The sequence below is a fragment of the Saccharothrix stipae genome (assembly GCF_054781895.1).
On record NZ_BAAGTN010000022.1, the window covers coordinates 30,699 to 46,457 of the forward strand.

Consider the following 15,759-nt stretch of genomic DNA (forward strand, 5'->3'; position numbering starts at 1 on the left):
CGCCGCCGACTCACCGCACCCGCGTCACGGCGTCCGGCTCACGGCGCCGGGTACTCCGCGACGTAGATCGGGACACCGATCTTGGTCATGTCCGCCGCGCCGCCGACCCCGTTGACGACGTGGTCGATCACGCCGGCGCTGAGGTTGACGGTCATGATGTGGTGCAGCCTCACCCCGGGCGTCTCGGGGACCTCGAAGCCGTTCTCGGTGTGGATCTCCGGGTTGTTCTGGTTGAACACGTAGACGCCACCGCCGTGCAGGGTGTGCGTGCGCACGTGGTCGCCGACCTTGTAGCCCGCCCAGCCCTCGACGTCGCCCTTCATCCAGTCGGCCTGCGTCGGCGGGTCGTAGGGCAGCTCGTTCTGGTAGAGCACCACGGTGCCGCGCTCGCCGTTCCAGACGGTGTTGTGCCGCTGGAAGTGCTCCACGAACAGACCGGTCGCGGTCACGTCGTCGCCGTTGACGACGACGCCGGTGAGGCCGGTGTTGGTGTTCCAGCGCTGCGTGTCGGTGAAGCCCTCGACGCCGTGGTCGGCCCGCCACACCCAGGTGTGGTCGATGAGCACGTGGTCGCTGTTGACCTCCAGCGCGGTGTCCGCCTTGCCCACGTGCGGCCCGCCGACGCGGAAGTACACGTCGGACAGCGTGGTCGGGTTGAGCGGCTTGCCCGGCCGGTTGCCGTGCTTCTTGCCCACCCGCACCAGCACCGGGGACAGCTCGGTGCCCGCGTCGACCGTGACACCGGCGATGACGACACCGGGCACGTCCGCGACGTCCAGCGGGGTCGAGCCGTGCACGGCGGTCAGCGTGGCGTGCCCGAGCCCGAGCACCACCGTGTCGGGGCGCTTGACCTCGATGCTGCGGGCGATGTCGTACACGCCCGGCGTGAGCAGCAGGTGCTTGCCGCGCGCGAGCGCGTTGTTGATGTCGCGCACCGAGTCGCCAGGCTTGGCGACGAAGAAGTCGGACAGCGGGACCGTGCGCCCGGGCGTCGGGCCGTCGGCCCACGACACACCGCTGGTGTTCCGCCGGGCGGCCGGGACGCGGACCTGGTAGCGGCCGGCGCCGTCGACGAACAGGAACGGCTTCTCCCGGCTCAGCGGCGTGGCGTCGAGCGTGGTGTACGGCGGGTTCGGGAACGCCGCGTCGTCGGGGGCGCCCGCGACACCGGAGAACACCTGGTTCCACACGCCGTTCGACCAGCTGCCGAGCTCGCTGTCACGGGTCAGCCACTGCTGCTGCGAGCCGTTGACGACCGACGGCAGCCTGGAGTCGGCGATGAACCCGCCGCTGGCGTACTGCGGGCCGGCCGTGCAGTAGTCCATCAGGGTGAAGGTGCCGCTGGTGACGTTGAGCCGGCGCAGCGAGACCGCCTGCGAGACGGCCCAGAAGTTCGCCCCGGACCGGCAGCCGTCCTGGCCCTTGCCGTCGATGTTGATGGTCAGGTTGCCCAGCGTGCGCCAGAAGTTGACCAGCGCGAGGCAGTTGCCCGTGCCACCGTCGGCCAGGCAGCGGTTGTAGACCTCGACCTTGCCGTTGATCACCACGTCGGTCGGCGACGCGCCGAGGCCCGCGATCTCGGTGTAGTAGCCCACCTTGATCTGCAGCGGCTGCTCGGCGGTGCCGTAGTGGCCCGGCTTGAACAGGTACGCGTACCGCTGCGTGCCCATCTCGTTGTCGACCTGGGCGGCGTGCGTCGCGTCGAGGGCCGCCTGGATCTCGGCGACCGGCATGGAGGGGTCGAACACCTTCACGTTCACGCCGAGGTCCTGCGTGCGCCGGGGCGGGTCCGCACTCACGGCCGGCGTCGCGGCGGTCGCGGCGGCCAAGGCGAGGCCGAGCACGAACACCCGGCGCAGTCTCGTGTGAGCGCTCTCACGTCTGGCGTGGCGCATGATCGTCATTGACATGCCTCTGGGGGTAGTGACGCCGACCGCCGCGCAAGAGAGCGCTCTCTCAGGTCCGGCGGAGTCAGGGCGTCGGCGATGTTGAGTTGGCTATTTTTACTTCACGATCCGCTCCCGCGCCATGCCCGGCCGACACCAATCCGTACCGGTAAGGACCGGTACGGACCGGAAAAACAGGCGCGGTCGCGCCGGCCGGTGTGTTAGTCACTGATCGTGGATCGACAGACACTCACCGCCTTGGCGCACGCGGAACACCCGATCTCGGCGCCCGTCGGCGACCGCGCCGTCACCGAGATCCTGGACCGGGCGATCCGTCGACCCGACGCCCACGTGCTCGACCTGGGGTGCGGCGAGGGCGCGTGGCTGCTGCGCGCGGTGCAGGTGCACCACGGCATCACCGCGGTCGGCGTCGACATCTCCGACTCGGGCTTCGACACGACCCTCGCCGACGCCGACCGGCTCGGCGTGGCCGACCGGCTCGACCTGGTGTGCCGGGACGTGAACGGGTACCGGTCGTCCCGCCGGGCGGACGTGGTGCTCAGCATCGGCGCGGCCTACGCCTTCGGCGAGCTGCTGCCCGCGCTCGCCGCCGCCCGGGAGCACCTGGCCGAGGACGGCGTGGTGGTGCTCGGCGACTGCTTCTGGGAACGCGAGCCGAGCCCGGCGGTCCGGGCGGAGTTGGAGGACGGTCCGCAGAAGTACGCGGACCTGTCGACCACGGTCGCCCGCGTGGTCGCCGACGGCTGGACGCCGGTGCACGGGCACGTGAGCACGACGGCGGAGTGGGACGAGTACGAGTGGAGCTGGACGGGTTCGCTGGCCGCGTGGGCGCTGGACCACCCCGACCACCCGGACCGCGAGCAGGTCCTGGCCACGTCCGCCGCGCACCGCGACAGCTGGCTCAACGGCTACCGCGGCGTGCTGGGCTTCGTCACCCTGGTGCTCCGGCCGACGCCCTAGGGCTGGGCCGCCGACCCGCACGCTTCCTCGACGACGTCCTGCGGTCGCACGTTCGCCCAGGTGAGGATGTCTTCGCAGCTCCGCACGTTGCCGTCCTCGCCGAGCCCGCACGCACGCACGCACTGATGATGAAGCCGTCGAAGTGCTTCCAGTACAGGTAGTCGATGCAGTCCACCGCGTCGGCGTTCGCCATCGGCGCCCCGGTCAGCGCGGGGACCGCGCCGAAGCCGAGGACGAGCGCGGCGCACGCGAGGATCGGGCGAAGTCCCATGGTCCCAGTGTCGAGGTGGCGGAGATCCACCGCACGGGACCACACGGAGTCGCCGGTCCGACCAACCGGCCGCGCCACCCCCGCCGGCGCCACCCCGTCGCGCCACCCCGGCCGCGCTATGTCCTCAGCGGCGCCTGAGCGACGCGTCGAGCAGCGCGGGCGGGGTGTCGAACTTCTCCTGCGGGGCGAGGTCGACGCCGGGTGCGACGATCGCGTCGATCGCGTCCAGCACGTCCGCCGGGAGCACGGTGTCCGCGGCGGCCAGCTGCGAGTGCAGGTGGTCGAGCGTGCGCGGCCCGATGATCGCGCCGGTCACGGCCGGGTGCGCGGTGACGAACCCGAGGGCGAGCTGGATCAGGGTCAGGCCGGCCTCGGCGGCGACCTCGACCAACCGCTCCACCGCGTCCAGCCTGGCCCGGTTGCCCGGGATCGCCGGGTCGAACCGCTCCGGCAGGATCGCCGAGCGGTGGGTGGCGACCTCCCGCCCGGCGCGGACCGCGCCGGACAACCAGCCCGAGGCCAACGGGCTCCAGGCCAGCACGCCGAGCCCGTACTCCTGGGCCACCGGGAGCACGTGCGCCTCGATGCCGCGCTGGAGGATCGAGTAGCTGGGCTGCTCGGTGACGTAACGGCCGAGGTGGTGCTCGCGGGCCGCCCACCGCGCCTGCACGATGCGGTAGGCAGGGAAGGTGGAGGAGCCGAAGTAGCGGATCTTGCCCGCGCGCTGGAGGTCGGTCAGCGCCGACAGCGTCTCCTCGTCGCTCGTGGCCGGGTCCCACCGGTGGATCTGGTAGAGGTCGACGTGGTCGACGCCCAGCCGGCGCAGGCTGTGGTCCAGCCCGGTGACCAGCCAGCGGCGCGAGCTGCCCCGGTGGTTGCGCTCGTCACCCATCGGCATGTTCGCCTTGGTGGCCAGCACGATGTCGTCGCGGCGGCCCGCGATGGCCTTGCCGACCATCACCTCCGACTCGCCGGCGCTGTACCAGTCGGCGGTGTCGATGACGTTGATGCCGCCTTCGAGGGCGGCGTCGACGATCGCGGTGGCCTCGTCCTGGGCGGTGCGCCCGATCGCGCCGAAGTTCATCGCGCCCAGCGCGAGAGTGCCGACCTGCACACCGGTGCGGCCCAAAGTGCGGTACTGCATGACCGTGTCGTCTCCTGATCTGGCATCCTGAACAAGCGGAACGCTGTCCCGTTTGACGATACGGAACAGTGTCCCGGTTAGCAACCACGGCTCTGGAGGGAACGCGCGTGAACGACGAGGACCGGCCCGCGGCCAAGCCGAAGCGGGCCGACGCCCGGCGCAACGAGGAGTCCCTGCTCGACGCGGCGGCCGCGGTCTTCGTCGCCTCGGGCGTCGAAGCACCGGTGCGCGACATCGCGGCGGCGGCCGGGGTCGGCACGGCCACGATCTACCGCCACTTCCCGACCCGGGCGGACCTGATCATCGCCGTGTACCGGCACCAGGTCGAGGCCTGTGCCGAGGCCGGGCCCGCCCTGCTGGCGGACGGCCCCGGCCCGTACGCCGCGCTCGGGCGGTGGATCGACCTCTTCGTCGACTTCCTGGTGACCAAGCACGGGCTGGCCGCCGTGCTGAGGTCCGACCACGCCGGTTTCGACGCGCTGCACGCGTACTTCCTGGACCGCCTGGTGCCCGTGTGCACCCGACTGCTCGACGCCGCCGCCGAGGCCGGCGAGATCCGTGCCGACGTCGAGGCCCTCGAACTCATGCGCGGCGTCGGCAACCTCTGCATCGGCGCCGACCGCGACCCCCACTACGACGCGCGTCGGCTGGTCGGGCTCCTCATCGCCGGACTGCGCCGAGCCTGACCCCTGGCGCTAGACCTTCAGGTCGCGCGGCAGCTTGTGCGGTGTCACCACGAGGTCGACCCGCCTGGCCCGACCGTCCTGGAGGGTGAAGGAGCAGACGAACCAGGGGGTCGTGCCGACCAGCACGACGAGGCCGGGCCCGCCGTTCACGGTCAGCGGCGCGATCCGCGCCCCGGCGGGCAGCTTGGTGCGCACTCCGACGAGGAACCGACCCACGCGGTCCGCGCCGTGGACCGGGCGCCGCGCCGCGCCCACCACGCCACCGCCGTCGCTGGTGAGCACGACGTCCGGGTCCAGCACGGCCAGCAGGCCGCGCAGGTCGCCCTGGCCGACGGCGCGGACGAACGCGTCGACGGCCGAGCGGTGCTCGGCGGTGCCGACGTCGACCCGGGGCGCGCCGGCCGCGACGTGCGCGCGGGCCCGCACGGCCAACTGCCGCACGGCGGCCGGGCTGCGGCCGACGACGGTGGCGATCTCCGGGAACGGCATCCCGAACACCTCGTGCAGCACCCACGTGGTGCGTTCGGCGGGGGTCAGGGTCTCCAGCACGACCATGAGCGCGAAGCTCACCGTATCGTCCAGCGTCACCCGTTCCGCCGGGTCGTCCGCGGTGGCGCCCACGAGCGGCTCCGGCAGCCAGGGACCGACGTACTCCTCGCGCCGCACCCGGGCCGACCTCAGCACGTCCACCGCGCGCCGCGCCACCGCCACCACGGCCCACGCCTCGACGTCGCGGACGGGTTCCTGCTCGTCGGCGGCGGTCAGCCGCAACCAGCAGTCCGACACCACGTCCTGCGCCTCGGCCAACGTGCCGACGAGCGAGTACGCCACGCCCACCAGCCGCGGCCTGATGCGGGTGTACTCCGCGGCCAACTCGGCGACCCGGTCGGCCGAAGGCCCGGTGGCGCGTCCGGTCGCGGATCCCTCGGCGTGGTCGGTCACGAGCACACCACGTCCAGGCACCGGGCGCACTCCCCCTCGGCCGGCCGCGGCAGATCGGGGCCGACGAGGGGCAGGACGAACCCCTGCGGCCGCCCCACCGCGAGCTCGACCAGCCGGGCCGCCACGTCCGCCACGTCCGCCACGGGCACCGGCCGGGGCGGCACCGGCCCGGTCACGCCCGCCGGCGACCCGGCGGCGGGCTCGGGTAACCGGGTGGTCCGCAGCACGCTCCACGGCACCGGCCCGGACATCACCAGCGCCTCCTGCCGCCGCTTGCCGAAGTAGTAGTCGAGGTCGGCCTCGTCCGATCCCACGACCGACAGCACCACCAGGTGCCGCACGCCCGCGCGAACCGAGGCGTCCAGCAGGTTCCCGGTGCCCCGGGTCGACAACCGCTCCACCTCGTCACGGCTCCAGCCCGGCGAGTTCGACACGTCCACGACCGCGCCGCACCCCGCCAGGGCCGCGTCGAGCCCGGCGCCGGTCAGCAGGTCGACCCCGGCCGACCGGCCGACCACGACCGCCTCGTGCCCGGACCGGGCCACCTCGTCGACCACCCGGCGCCCGCCCGCTCCCGTGCCGCCCACCACCGCGATCCTCATCGTGCCCTCCTCCGCCAGACCCGCCACGGTCAGGACGATCCGGGCCACGCGGACTGTGACATCGCCCGGTGTCAGTCCTTGCCGCGAGCGAGCTTCGACGGCCACCAGATGCGCCTGCCCACGTCCACGCCCAACGCCGGCACCAGCAACGACCGCACCACGAACGTGTCCAGCAGCACGCCGAACGCCACGATGAACGCGATCTGCGCGAGGAACAGGATCGGCAGCACCGCCAACGCCGAGAACGTCGCCGCCAGCACCACACCCGCCGACGTGATCACGCCGCCGGTGATGGTCAGCCCGCGCAGCACCCCCGCGCGGGTGCCCAGCTCACCGGACTCCTCCCGCACCCGCGTCATCAGGAAGATGTTGTAGTCGATGCCCAGCGCCACCAGGAACACGAACCCGAACAGCGGCACCACGGGGTCGGCGCCGGGGAAGTCGAAGATCCCGTTGAACACCAGCGCCGAGACGCCCATGGTCGCGGCGAACGACAGCACGACCGTGGCGATCAGCAGCAACGGCGCCAGCAGCGACCGCAGCAGCAGCGCCAGGACCAGGAAGATCACCAGCAGCACGATGGGGATGATCACCAGCCGGTCGCGCTCGGACGTGGTCTGCGTGTCCAACTGCGTGGCGGTGGGCCCGCCGACCTTGGCGTCGGCGTCCGGCACCGCCCGGACGGCGTCACGCAGCCGTTGCACCGTCGCCAACGCCGCCTCGGAGTCGGCCGGGTCCTCCAGCACGACGTCGAGCCGCACCAACCCCGAAGCCTCCCCCGCCGGCCGCACCTCGGACACACCGTCCACGTCCGCCGCCTCCGTCACGGCCCGCGCCTGCCCCGCCCGGGCGAGCACGACCGTCGGCGCGCCGGTGCCACCCGGGAAGTGCCGGGACAGCACCTCCTGCCCGGCCACCGAGTCGACCTCGGTGAGGAACACGTCGGACTGCGCCGTGCCGGAGGCCTTGAGCTGCGGCACGAACGCGACGCCGATCAGCAGCACCACCGCGGTGACGACCCACGTGGCCCGCGGCCGGGCCGAGATCATCCCGGCGACCCGCGCCCACACCCCGCTCGTCTCGGGGTGCGGCGAGCCGAGCTTCGGCCGCAGCGGCCAGAACGCGGACCGGCCCAGCAGCACCAGCACGGCGGGCAGGAACGTCACCGAGGCCAGCAGCGCCGCGCCGATGCCGATCGCGGCCACCGGCCCGAGGCCCTTGTTGGAGTTGAGGTCGCTGAACAGCAGGCACAGCACGCCGAGCACGACGGTGCCCGCCGACGCGGCGATCGGCTCGATGGTGGCCCGCCAGGCCACCCGCATCGCCCGGTAGCGGTCCTCGGTGTCGCGCAGTTCCTCGCGGAACCTGGACACCAGCAGCAACGCGTAGTCCGTGGCCGCGCCGAAGACCAGGATGAACAGGATGCCCTGGCTCTGGCCGTTGAGGTCGATCACGTCGCGGTCGGCCAGCAGGTAGACCGCGAGGCTGGCCAGGCCGAGCGCGAACACCCCGGACAGCAGCACCACCAGCGGCAGCAGCGGGCTGCGGTAGACCAGCACCAGGATCAGCGCCACGACCGCGCCCGCGACCAGGAGCAGCAGGCCGTCGATGCCGCCGAACGCCTCCTTGAGGTCGGCGACCTGCGCGGCCGGCCCGGCGACCAGCACGGTGAGCCCGTCGGGCGGGTCGGTCAGCTTCGCCCGGATGTCCTCCACCGCACCCGCCGGGTCGACCGGGTCGACCGCGATGACGACCTGCGCGGCCTGGTCGTCGCGGGTCGACGGGATCACCGGCGACGCCTCGCCGGCGAAGCCGCGGCCGCCCAGGTACTCCAGGTCGGCCGGGGTGAGCCCCGAGGCGCGCTCGGCGACCACGATCGCGGGCAGGCCGCGTGCGTCACCGAACGCCTTCACCCGCTCGGAGACCTCGGTGGCCTCGGCGGAGGCGGGCAGGAACGCGGTGCTGTCGTTGACCGCGACCTCGCTCAGCTTGCCCGCGAACGGGCCGGAGAAGCCGCCGAGCGCGAGCCACGCCACCGCCACCAGGGCGGGCAACAACCAGCGGGTGCGGTTCCGGGTCGCGTGCACGGGACAATGACCTCCGAGGCCACAAAGTTCGACGATCCAATAGTTCGACCGTCGAAAGAATAACGGGAGGGCGCATGGCCGACAACTCGGCCCTGGTCAGGTTGCTCCGGCAGTTGACGGTCGAAACCGACCGGTTCGTGGAGATGTTCGGCGAGAAGCAGCGGATGCACCGCACCGACCTCAACGCGCTCGCGCTGATCATGGACGCGCGGTGGGGCGGCACGCCGATGTCCCCGACCAGGCTGGCCGAGGCGCTGCACCTGAGCACGTCCGCCACGACATCGGTGCTGGACCGGCTGGAGGCCTCCGGGCACGTCGAACGCACGCGCAACCCGCACGACCGGCGCAAGGTCGAGCTGCACGTGTCGGCCAAGGCGCTGGAGCTGGGACGCCACTTCTTCGAGCCGCTCGACGTCGCGTACACCCGCGCGTGGGAGCGGTTCGGCGACGCGGACAAGGAGGTGATCGCCCGGTTCCTGGCCGCGAGCATCGACGCGACCACCGCCGTGCGGGCGGCGCTCGCCGCGCCGCCGGACCCGAAGTCATCTCCGCCCGGTCCGCAGTGACCCACGGGTAGCACGATCGCGCCGGCCGAAAAGCGACAGGGTCTCACCGTGAGAATCCTCTTCTCGAGCCTCGGCTCGCACGGACACACATTCCCCCTCGTGCCCCTCGCCGTCGCGGCGCGCGACCTGGGCCACGACGTCACGTTCGTGACCACGGACAAGTTCGCGCAGGCGCTGACCGCGCAGGGCATCGAGCACGTCCCGGGCGGGATGGACATGCTCGAGGCGTTCGAACTGGGCAACGCGAGCCCCGCGGCGCGCAAGGCGAAGGACTTCGACCCCAGGCGCGTCTCGGCGGTGTTCGGCTCGATCCTGGCCCGCAGGCACGCCGCCGACCTGGCGCCGATCATCCTCGACCGCAAGCCCGACCTGGTCGTGCACGAGGTGGCCAACGTCGGCGTGGCGCTCGCGGCGAAGGCGGCGGACACGCCCGCGGTGTGCCACTCGTTCGGCAAGTACTGGCTGCCCAGCGGCCCCCTGGAGGACATCCGCCTGCACCTGGCCGAGGTCGCGGCCGAGTACGGCGTCGAGGTCCCCGACGGCGACGTCATGCGGTTCGGCAACCCCTACCTCGACCTCTGCCCGCCGTCCGTGCAGGACCGGGACTTCCTGGCCACCACGACCGACCGCGTCCCGCTGCGACCGGTGCAGTTCGCCGAGCCCGGCGGACTGCCGTCGTGGGTGCTCGACCACCGCGAACCGCTGGTGTACCTGACGTTGGGCACGGCGTTCGGCACGGCGGGCGTGCTGCGCACCGCCATCGAGGGCCTCGGCGCGCTGGACGCCAAGGTGCTCGTGTCCACCGCCATGGCCGTGGAGGTGGACGACCTGGGCGAGTTGCCGGACAACGTCGTCGTGCGGGCGTGGTTGCCGCAGGGCGACCTGCTCCCCTACGCGGACCTCGTGGTCCACCACGGCGGTGCGGGCACCACGATGGGCACGTTCGGCGCGGGGGTGCCGCACCTGGTCCTGCCGCAGGGCGCCGACCAGTTCGCCAACGCCGCCATGGTGACCGAGGCCGGCCTGGGCGACCGGGTGCTCGGCGCGGAGGTGACGCCCGAGGTGATCGCCGCCAAGGCACGCCGCCTGCTCACCGACGACGCCGTGCTCGACGCGGCGCGGGCGATGGCCGACGAGGTGGCCGCCATGCCGTCGCCGCACGACGTGGCGGGTCTGCTGCCCGACTACGCCTGAACCACGCCGGGGTGATCTTCGCCTCGTCGCGGCAAGCACCCCAATCCGGACGAAATTCACCCGACGTAGAAAAATCTCGCTACGCTCGAACCGGTGCGAATCCTCTTTTCGAGCCTCGGCTCACACGGACACACCTATCCCTTGCTGCCGCTCGCGATCGCCGCGCGCGAGGTCGGCCACGAGGTCATCTTCGTGACCTCCGAGGCGTTCGCGAACGCCTTAACCCCGCACGGTGTCGAGCACGTCGTCGGCGGCCTGAGCATCCACGAGGCGTTCACCGCCGCGTTCGAGGGCGCGGAGGGGGTGCAGGCGCAGGACGTCGGCGCCGACCAGATCTCGGCGGTGTTCGGCTCGGTGCTGCCGCGCCGCTTCGCCGCCGACCTGGCGCCGATCATCGCCGACCGCAAGCCGGACCTGGTCGTGCATGAGCTGGGCAACCCCGGCGCGGGGCTGGCCGCGAAGGTCGCGGGCGTGCCCGCGCTGTGCCACTCGTTCGGCCGGATGTGGGAGGCCGAGGAGTTCTCCGACCCCGTGCGCAAGCACCTGTCCGCGGTCGCCGCGGACCTCGGCGTCGACCTGCCGGACGACGACTTCATGGTGCTGGGCAACCCGTACGTCGACATCTGCCCGCCGTCGGTGCAGGACCCGCGGTTCCTGGCCGCGGCACGGCACCGGATCCCGCTGCGGCCCGTGCCGTTCGCCGAGCCCGGCGAGCTGCCGTCGTGGGTGCTCGACCACCGCGAGCCGTTGGTGTACCTCACGTTGGGCACCGCGTTCGGTGACGCGGGCGTGCTGCGCACGGCGATCGAAGGCCTCGGCGCGCTGGACGCGAGGGTGCTCGTGGCCGCCGGGCCGACGGTCGAGGTGGACGCGCTCGGCGAGCTGCCGGCCAACGTCGTCGTGCGGCCGTGGGTGCCGCAGGCCGACCTGCTGCCGCACGTGGACCTGGTGGTGCACCACGGCGGCAGCGGGACGACGATGGGCTCGTTCGGCGCGGGCGTGCCGCAGCTCGTGGTGCCGCAGGGGGCCGACCAGTTCAACAACGCCGCGATGGTGGCCGAGGCGGGGCTCGGCGACCGGCTGGTGGGCGCGGAGACGACCGCCGAGGCGATCACGACCACGGCACGGCGCCTGCTCGCCGACGAGGCCGTGCGCGACGCGGCCCGCGCGATGGCCGACGAGGTGGCCGCCATGCCGTCACCGCACGACGTGGCCCGCTCGCTGCCCGACCACGTCTGACCCCGCAGGCCCGCCTGACCACGACCGGGGGGCGTGGTCAGGCGGGCAGGGTGCGGAACCGCCACCCGGCGCGGTGGCCACGATCGACGCGGCGCACCGGTGCGACCAACCGGACCTCGGGCTTAACACGTAAGTCGAGCCACTCGTCGCAACGATCGCGCCACTCGTCGTGGCGTGCTTGACCGGTTAATTTGATCGCTGCCACCGTCGGCGACGTCACCGATGACGACCGGCGTTGGGAGACCTTCATGGCAAGACACGTGGGGAAGCTGGCCGTGACGGCCGCGCTCGTGGCGACGGCGGTGCTGCAACCGACGGCCACCGCGCACGGCAAGCCCTGGGTGGCCGGCTGGGCGGCGAGTCCCGTGGTGGGCAGCGACATACCGTGGAGCGACTGCCCGGCGGGTCAGGGGTTGCGCGACCAGACCGTGCGCAACGTGGTGTTCCTCAGCGCCGGCGGCAACTCGGTGCGGGTCCGGCTGACCAACACCTTCGGCGCCACGCCGTTGCGGGTCGGCCGCGCGTCGGTCGCGGTGCAGGCGTCCGGTGACGCGGCGGTGCCCGGCACGTTGCGCGCGTTGACGTTCAAGGGCAAGCGCGGCGTCACGGTGCCGGTCGGCCGGGAGCTGTTCAGCGACCCGGTCGCGCTGGACGTGAAAGCGCTGTCCACGCTGCTGGTGAGCGCGTACCTGCCGGACGCCACCGGCCCGCTGACCAACCACCCGTTCACCGCCCAGGGCAACTACCTGGCACCGGGTGACCGCACCGGCGCGCTGTCGGGCGGGTTCCAGGACACCCCGTGCTGGATGGTCGTCGACGGTGTGGACGTGGCACCCGCGAGGCGGGTCGCGGGCACGGTGGTGGCGTTCGGCGACTCGATCACCGACACGGCCAGCACCACCGGCAACGCCAACCGCCGGTGGCCGGACTTCCTGGCCAGGCGGCTGAACGCGGTGCCGGGTCGGACGTTGTCCGTGGTGAACGCGGGCCTGGGCGGCAACCGCCTCATCGCCGACCGCGACGAGCCGTACTGGGGCGTGGCCGGCGTGACGCGCGTGCGGCGGGACGTGCTGTCGCAGACCGGCGTCCAGGCGATGATCCTGCTGGAGGCGGTGAACGACATCGGCTACAGCGCGTCGGCCGAGGACCTGATCGCCGGGCACCGCGAGGTGATCGCGCAGGCGCGGGCCAAGGGCGTGCGGGTGTACGGCGGCACGATCCTGCCGTTCAAGGGTTCGTTCATCTGGACCGAGGAGCGCGAGGCGACCTGGCGGGCGCTCAACGACTGGATCCGCACGTCCGGCGAGTTCGACGGCGTGGTCGACTTCGCCGCCGCGACCGCCGTGCCCGGCGACCCGGCCACCCTGAACCCGGCCTACGACAGCGGCGACCACCTGCACCCGAACGACGCGGGCACGGAAGCCATGGCCGACGCCGTCGACCTGGACATGCTGCTGGACCGCTGACCCGCCGCTGTCCGGGGTGAATCCGCTGTCGGCGAACGCCCCGGACAGCACGGCCTCCCCGAGCGCACGATTGAGGTGTAATCGTGTAATCAGGAGGCGCCGATGGACCCGCTGGACGCCTACTCGCAGGCCGTGATCGCGGTGGCGAAGTCGGTCACGCCGCACGTGGCCAGCGTGCGCATGCCGCGCGGCACGGGGTCGGCGGTGGTGTTCACCGATGACGGCCACCTGCTGACCAACGCGCACGTGGTCGGCAGCGCGCGGGACGGGACGGCGGTGTTCGCGGACGGTTCCGAGTCGCCGTTCACGGTGGTGGGCACCGATCCGCTGGCCGACCTGGCGGTGCTGCGGGCGGCGGCGGACGCGCCCGGCCCGGCGAAGTTCGGCGACGCCGACCACCTCCAGGTCGGCCAACTGGTGATCGCCGTGGGCAACCCGCTGGGCCTGGCCGGTTCGGTGACCGCGGGCGTGGTGAGCGCGCTGGGCCGCGCGGTACCGGTGAGCAACGGCCGGATGGGGCGCGTGATCGAGGACGTGATCCAGACCGACGCGGCGCTCAACCCCGGCAACTCCGGCGGCGCGCTGGCCAACTCCGCGGGCGAGGTCGTCGGCATCAACACCGCGTTGGCGGGCATCGGCCTGGGGCTGGCGATCCCGATGAACAGCACCACCCAGCGGATCCTGTCGACCCTGCTGGTCGAGGGCCGGGTGCGGCGGGCCTACCTGGGCCTGGTCGGCGCGCCCGCGCCGCTGCCCGACGCCGTCGCCGAACGCACCGGGCAGCGCGCGGGCGTGCGGCTGGTGCAGGTCGTGCCCGGCGGTCCGGCCGAACGGGCGGGCCTGCGCGACGGTGACCTCGTGCTGAGCGTGGCCCGGACACCGGTCAACGACGCCCAGGGCATCCAGCGGCAGCTGTTCGCCGAGGCCATCGGCCTACCGCTGCCGGTGACCGTCCTGCGCAACGGCGCCATGGTCGACGTCATCGCCACGCCCACGGAGCTCACCACGTAACGGCATCGCGAACCGCCGGCGCGCGTGCACGCGGGCGAACTCCCGGCGCGACCGCGCCTCCTCGGTGACGTCGGCGTGCCGGAACGCCTTCGCCGCGCGCCGGTCGGGTCGCGCGGCCACGGCACGGGCCGGCTCGTCGGGCGAGGTGCGCTGGTCGGCGAGCACGGGCAGGTGGTGGTCGCTCTCGCCGAAGCCCATGGCGCGGTACCAGCGCAACGTCGGCGGGTCGTCCCGGGTCCAGGCGTCCAGCGTGGTCGCGCCGAGCGCGATGGCACGGGCGCGGGCCCGCGACAGCAGCGCGCCGCCGATCCCCCGGTGCTGGTGGTCCGGGTGCACCGCGATCGTCTCGATGGTGGCCAGGTCGCCGTCGACCGCCAGGTCGAGGATGCCGACGACCACCGCCCCGTCCACCGCCACCAGTTCCGCACCGCGGACCTCGGGCTTGGCTGCCACCACGTCGTCGCGGAGGGCGGTGCCCAGGAACGACGACACCCGGCACCGCAGCCACGACCGCTCGTCCTCGGCGACGTAGTCGCGCACCGCGTACCCCATCGCGACAGCCTGCCCGATCGCCGTCGCGCGGGTGTACCGATTTCTCCACCGGCCGACGGCGATCACCCGTGCGCCCCGACCGGTGCGTGCGCACGTGCGTGCGTCGGACGAGGCGAGGGCCGCCGTGCGAGGATCGCGTCATGGTCATCGAGGTGCACGACGTTCCCGCGGAGAAGCACTTCGCGGCCGTGGTCGACGGCACGGCGGCGGGCAAGGCGGTCTACATCCGCACACCCGACCTGATCGTGTTCACCCACACCGAGGTCGACCCCGCGTTCGAGGGCAAGGGCGTCGGCAGCGCCCTGGCCCGCGGCGCGCTCGACCAGGCGCGGGCGTGGGGGCTGCCCGTGCTGCCGCTGTGCCCGTTCATCAAGGGCTACGTCGAACGGCACCGCGAGTACGTCGACATCGTCTACCGCTCGCCGAAGACCACCGCCGTGGACTGAGCCGTCAGCGGAACGGGGCGGTGAAGCAGGCGATCCGGGCGCCCGCGCTGCCCGCCCGGCCCTGCCGGGTCTCGGTGGTCGGGTGCTCGTGCAGCACGATCGAGGACGGCGCGCGGTCGCCGAAGGCGAACGGGACCGTGGTCTCGGCCGTGCCGCTGCCCCGGCCGTCGGTGGTGAGGTCGAGCCAGATCTCGTTGCGCGGGTTGGCGTAGGCCGGGTCGACCGACGGCCGCTCGGGCGTCGCGGCGGGGTCGACCTCGTGCTGGTAGTGCGGGCCGGCGTCGGTGCCCTTGCGGCCGCACGGATCGGTGTGCGCGTGGGCGGCGTAACCGCGATCGGGTTGGAGCAGGTCGGCGCTCAGCCGCACGGTCGTCGTGCCGTCACCGCCGACCACCTCCAGCTCCAGCTCCGCGCCCGGTGGCGCGGCGACCGGGTCGTAGGTGAAGGCGGCGCCGGCCGCCTCGGCCGGCGCCAGGACGCCGATCTCCCGGCTGCCCACCTCCGCCGCGGACGACCTGGCCCGGCCCGCTTCCGGGTCGCCGCCGCACCCCACCGCGGCGCACAGCGCGGCCACGACGATGACGAAGCGCATACCGGTCCCCTTCGGACGTCCGCCGAGAGCACCGTCGAACTACCCTCGCCGCTCCGGGTGAACCCTCCGCGCGCGGCAGATCACTCGGCCGAGT

16 protein-coding genes are annotated in these 15,759 nt (G+C 73.0%); 8 read left to right on the plus strand and 8 right to left on the minus strand.

Translation table 11 applies throughout. From position 1 onward, the window contains the following. Positions 1-38: 38 nt before the first annotated feature. Positions 39-1,910: a hypothetical protein gene (locus tag ACYVLT_RS35145; protein ID WP_461124473.1), complete on the minus strand. Its 1,872-nt coding sequence runs from the start codon at positions 1,908-1,910 to the stop codon at positions 39-41. A gap of 210 nt (positions 1,911-2,120) precedes the next feature. On the opposite strand from ACYVLT_RS35145, the gene ACYVLT_RS35150 reads away from it, so the two are divergent. Continuing rightward, positions 2,121-2,867, plus strand: a complete 747-nt coding sequence (locus ACYVLT_RS35150; protein ID WP_461124474.1) for an SAM-dependent methyltransferase — start codon at positions 2,121-2,123, stop codon at positions 2,865-2,867. Here the strand turns inward: ACYVLT_RS35150 and ACYVLT_RS35155 are convergent. After that, positions 2,864-2,986: a hypothetical protein gene (locus ACYVLT_RS35155; protein ID WP_461124475.1), complete on the minus strand. Its 123-nt coding sequence runs from the start codon at positions 2,984-2,986 to the stop codon at positions 2,864-2,866. The genes ACYVLT_RS35150 and ACYVLT_RS35155 overlap by 4 nt on opposite strands. Positions 2,987-3,262: 276 nt before the next feature. Further along, positions 3,263-4,282 (minus strand): aldo/keto reductase, encoded by a 1,020-nt coding sequence (locus ACYVLT_RS35160; RefSeq protein ID WP_461124476.1) that lies wholly within the window; start codon positions 4,280-4,282, stop codon positions 3,263-3,265. Between the two features lie 107 nt (positions 4,283-4,389). On the opposite strand from ACYVLT_RS35160, the gene ACYVLT_RS35165 reads away from it, so the two are divergent. Further along, the gene (locus ACYVLT_RS35165; protein ID WP_461124477.1) at positions 4,390-4,968 is read left to right on the plus strand and encodes a TetR/AcrR family transcriptional regulator; all 579 of its coding nucleotides are present in this window, start codon (positions 4,390-4,392) and stop codon (positions 4,966-4,968) included. A 9-nt stretch (positions 4,969-4,977) separates the two neighbouring features. Here ACYVLT_RS35165 and sigJ read toward each other — a convergent pair whose 3' ends face one another. From sigJ to ACYVLT_RS35180, 3 genes are read right to left on the minus strand one after another with little or no spacing between them, the layout of a single operon-like run. Beyond that, positions 4,978-5,910, minus strand: coding sequence for an RNA polymerase sigma factor SigJ (gene sigJ / locus ACYVLT_RS35170; protein ID WP_461124478.1), 933 nt, complete (start codon positions 5,908-5,910; stop codon positions 4,978-4,980). After that, complete coding sequence (locus tag ACYVLT_RS35175; protein ID WP_461124479.1) at positions 5,907-6,560, minus strand: SDR family oxidoreductase; 654 nt, start codon at positions 6,558-6,560, stop codon at positions 5,907-5,909. Before ACYVLT_RS35175 ends, sigJ begins: the two co-directional genes overlap by 4 nt. A 23-nt stretch (positions 6,561-6,583) precedes the next feature. Further along, positions 6,584-8,599 carry an MMPL family transporter gene (locus ACYVLT_RS35180; protein ID WP_461124480.1) on the minus strand — a complete coding sequence of 672 codons (2,016 nt, stop codon included), beginning with the start codon at positions 8,597-8,599 and terminating at the stop codon, positions 6,584-6,586. Between the two features lie 74 nt (positions 8,600-8,673). Here ACYVLT_RS35180 and ACYVLT_RS35185 point away from each other — a divergent pair, with 74 nt between their 5' ends. The 5 genes from ACYVLT_RS35185 (at position 8,674) to ACYVLT_RS35205 (ending at position 14,075) form a co-directional block, all read left to right on the plus strand. Beyond that, positions 8,674-9,165 (plus strand): MarR family winged helix-turn-helix transcriptional regulator, encoded by a 492-nt coding sequence (locus tag ACYVLT_RS35185; protein WP_461124481.1) that lies wholly within the window; start codon positions 8,674-8,676, stop codon positions 9,163-9,165. 99 nt (positions 9,166-9,264) lie between these two features. Beyond that, on the plus strand, positions 9,265-10,359 hold the full coding sequence (locus tag ACYVLT_RS35190; protein ID WP_461124482.1) for a glycosyltransferase: 1,095 nt from the start codon (positions 9,265-9,267) through the stop codon (positions 10,357-10,359). 93 nt (positions 10,360-10,452) lie between these two features. After that, positions 10,453-11,598, plus strand: a complete 1,146-nt coding sequence (locus ACYVLT_RS35195) for a glycosyltransferase (protein WP_461124483.1) — start codon at positions 10,453-10,455, stop codon at positions 11,596-11,598. A 248-nt stretch (positions 11,599-11,846) separates the two neighbouring features. Further along, positions 11,847-13,064 carry an SGNH/GDSL hydrolase family protein gene (locus tag ACYVLT_RS35200; RefSeq protein ID WP_461124484.1) on the plus strand — a complete coding sequence of 406 codons (1,218 nt, stop codon included), beginning with the start codon at positions 11,847-11,849 and terminating at the stop codon, positions 13,062-13,064. A 102-nt stretch (positions 13,065-13,166) separates the two neighbouring features. After that, on the plus strand, positions 13,167-14,075 hold the full coding sequence (locus tag ACYVLT_RS35205; protein WP_461124485.1) for a S1C family serine protease: 909 nt from the start codon (positions 13,167-13,169) through the stop codon (positions 14,073-14,075). Here ACYVLT_RS35205 and ACYVLT_RS35210 read toward each other — a convergent pair. Then, entirely contained in the window at positions 13,998-14,627 is a 630-nt protein-coding gene (locus ACYVLT_RS35210; RefSeq protein WP_461124486.1) for a GNAT family N-acetyltransferase, read from the minus strand. The genes ACYVLT_RS35205 and ACYVLT_RS35210 overlap by 78 nt on opposite strands. Before the next feature lie 140 nt (positions 14,628-14,767). Here ACYVLT_RS35210 and ACYVLT_RS35215 point away from each other — a divergent pair, with 140 nt between their 5' ends. Beyond that, positions 14,768-15,073, plus strand: a complete 306-nt coding sequence (locus tag ACYVLT_RS35215) for a GNAT family N-acetyltransferase (RefSeq protein WP_461124487.1) — start codon at positions 14,768-14,770, stop codon at positions 15,071-15,073. Positions 15,074-15,077: 4 nt separating this feature from the next. Here the strand turns inward: ACYVLT_RS35215 and ACYVLT_RS35220 are convergent, their stop codons facing one another. Then, complete coding sequence (locus ACYVLT_RS35220; protein WP_461124488.1) at positions 15,078-15,665, minus strand: superoxide dismutase; 588 nt, start codon at positions 15,663-15,665, stop codon at positions 15,078-15,080. Positions 15,666-15,759: the final 94 nt, after the last annotated feature.

Excerpts from the sequence above, each read along its gene's own strand:
- ACYVLT_RS35145 (WP_461124473.1), bottom strand. The coding sequence starts at position 1,910 with ATGTCAATGACGATCATGCGCCACGCCAGACGTGAGAGCGCTCACACG.
- ACYVLT_RS35160 (WP_461124476.1), bottom strand. The coding sequence starts at position 4,282 with ATGCAGTACCGCACTTTGGGCCGCACCGGTGTGCAGGTCGGCACTCTC.
- ACYVLT_RS35185 (WP_461124481.1), top strand. The coding sequence starts at position 8,674 with ATGGCCGACAACTCGGCCCTGGTCAGGTTGCTCCGGCAGTTGACGGTC.
- ACYVLT_RS35200 (WP_461124484.1), top strand. The coding sequence starts at position 11,847 with ATGGCAAGACACGTGGGGAAGCTGGCCGTGACGGCCGCGCTCGTGGCG.
- ACYVLT_RS35205 (WP_461124485.1), top strand. The coding sequence starts at position 13,167 with ATGGACCCGCTGGACGCCTACTCGCAGGCCGTGATCGCGGTGGCGAAG.
- ACYVLT_RS35210 (WP_461124486.1), bottom strand. The coding sequence starts at position 14,627 with ATGGGGTACGCGGTGCGCGACTACGTCGCCGAGGACGAGCGGTCGTGG.
- ACYVLT_RS35215 (WP_461124487.1), top strand. The coding sequence starts at position 14,768 with ATGGTCATCGAGGTGCACGACGTTCCCGCGGAGAAGCACTTCGCGGCC.
- ACYVLT_RS35220 (WP_461124488.1), bottom strand. The coding sequence starts at position 15,665 with ATGCGCTTCGTCATCGTCGTGGCCGCGCTGTGCGCCGCGGTGGGGTGC.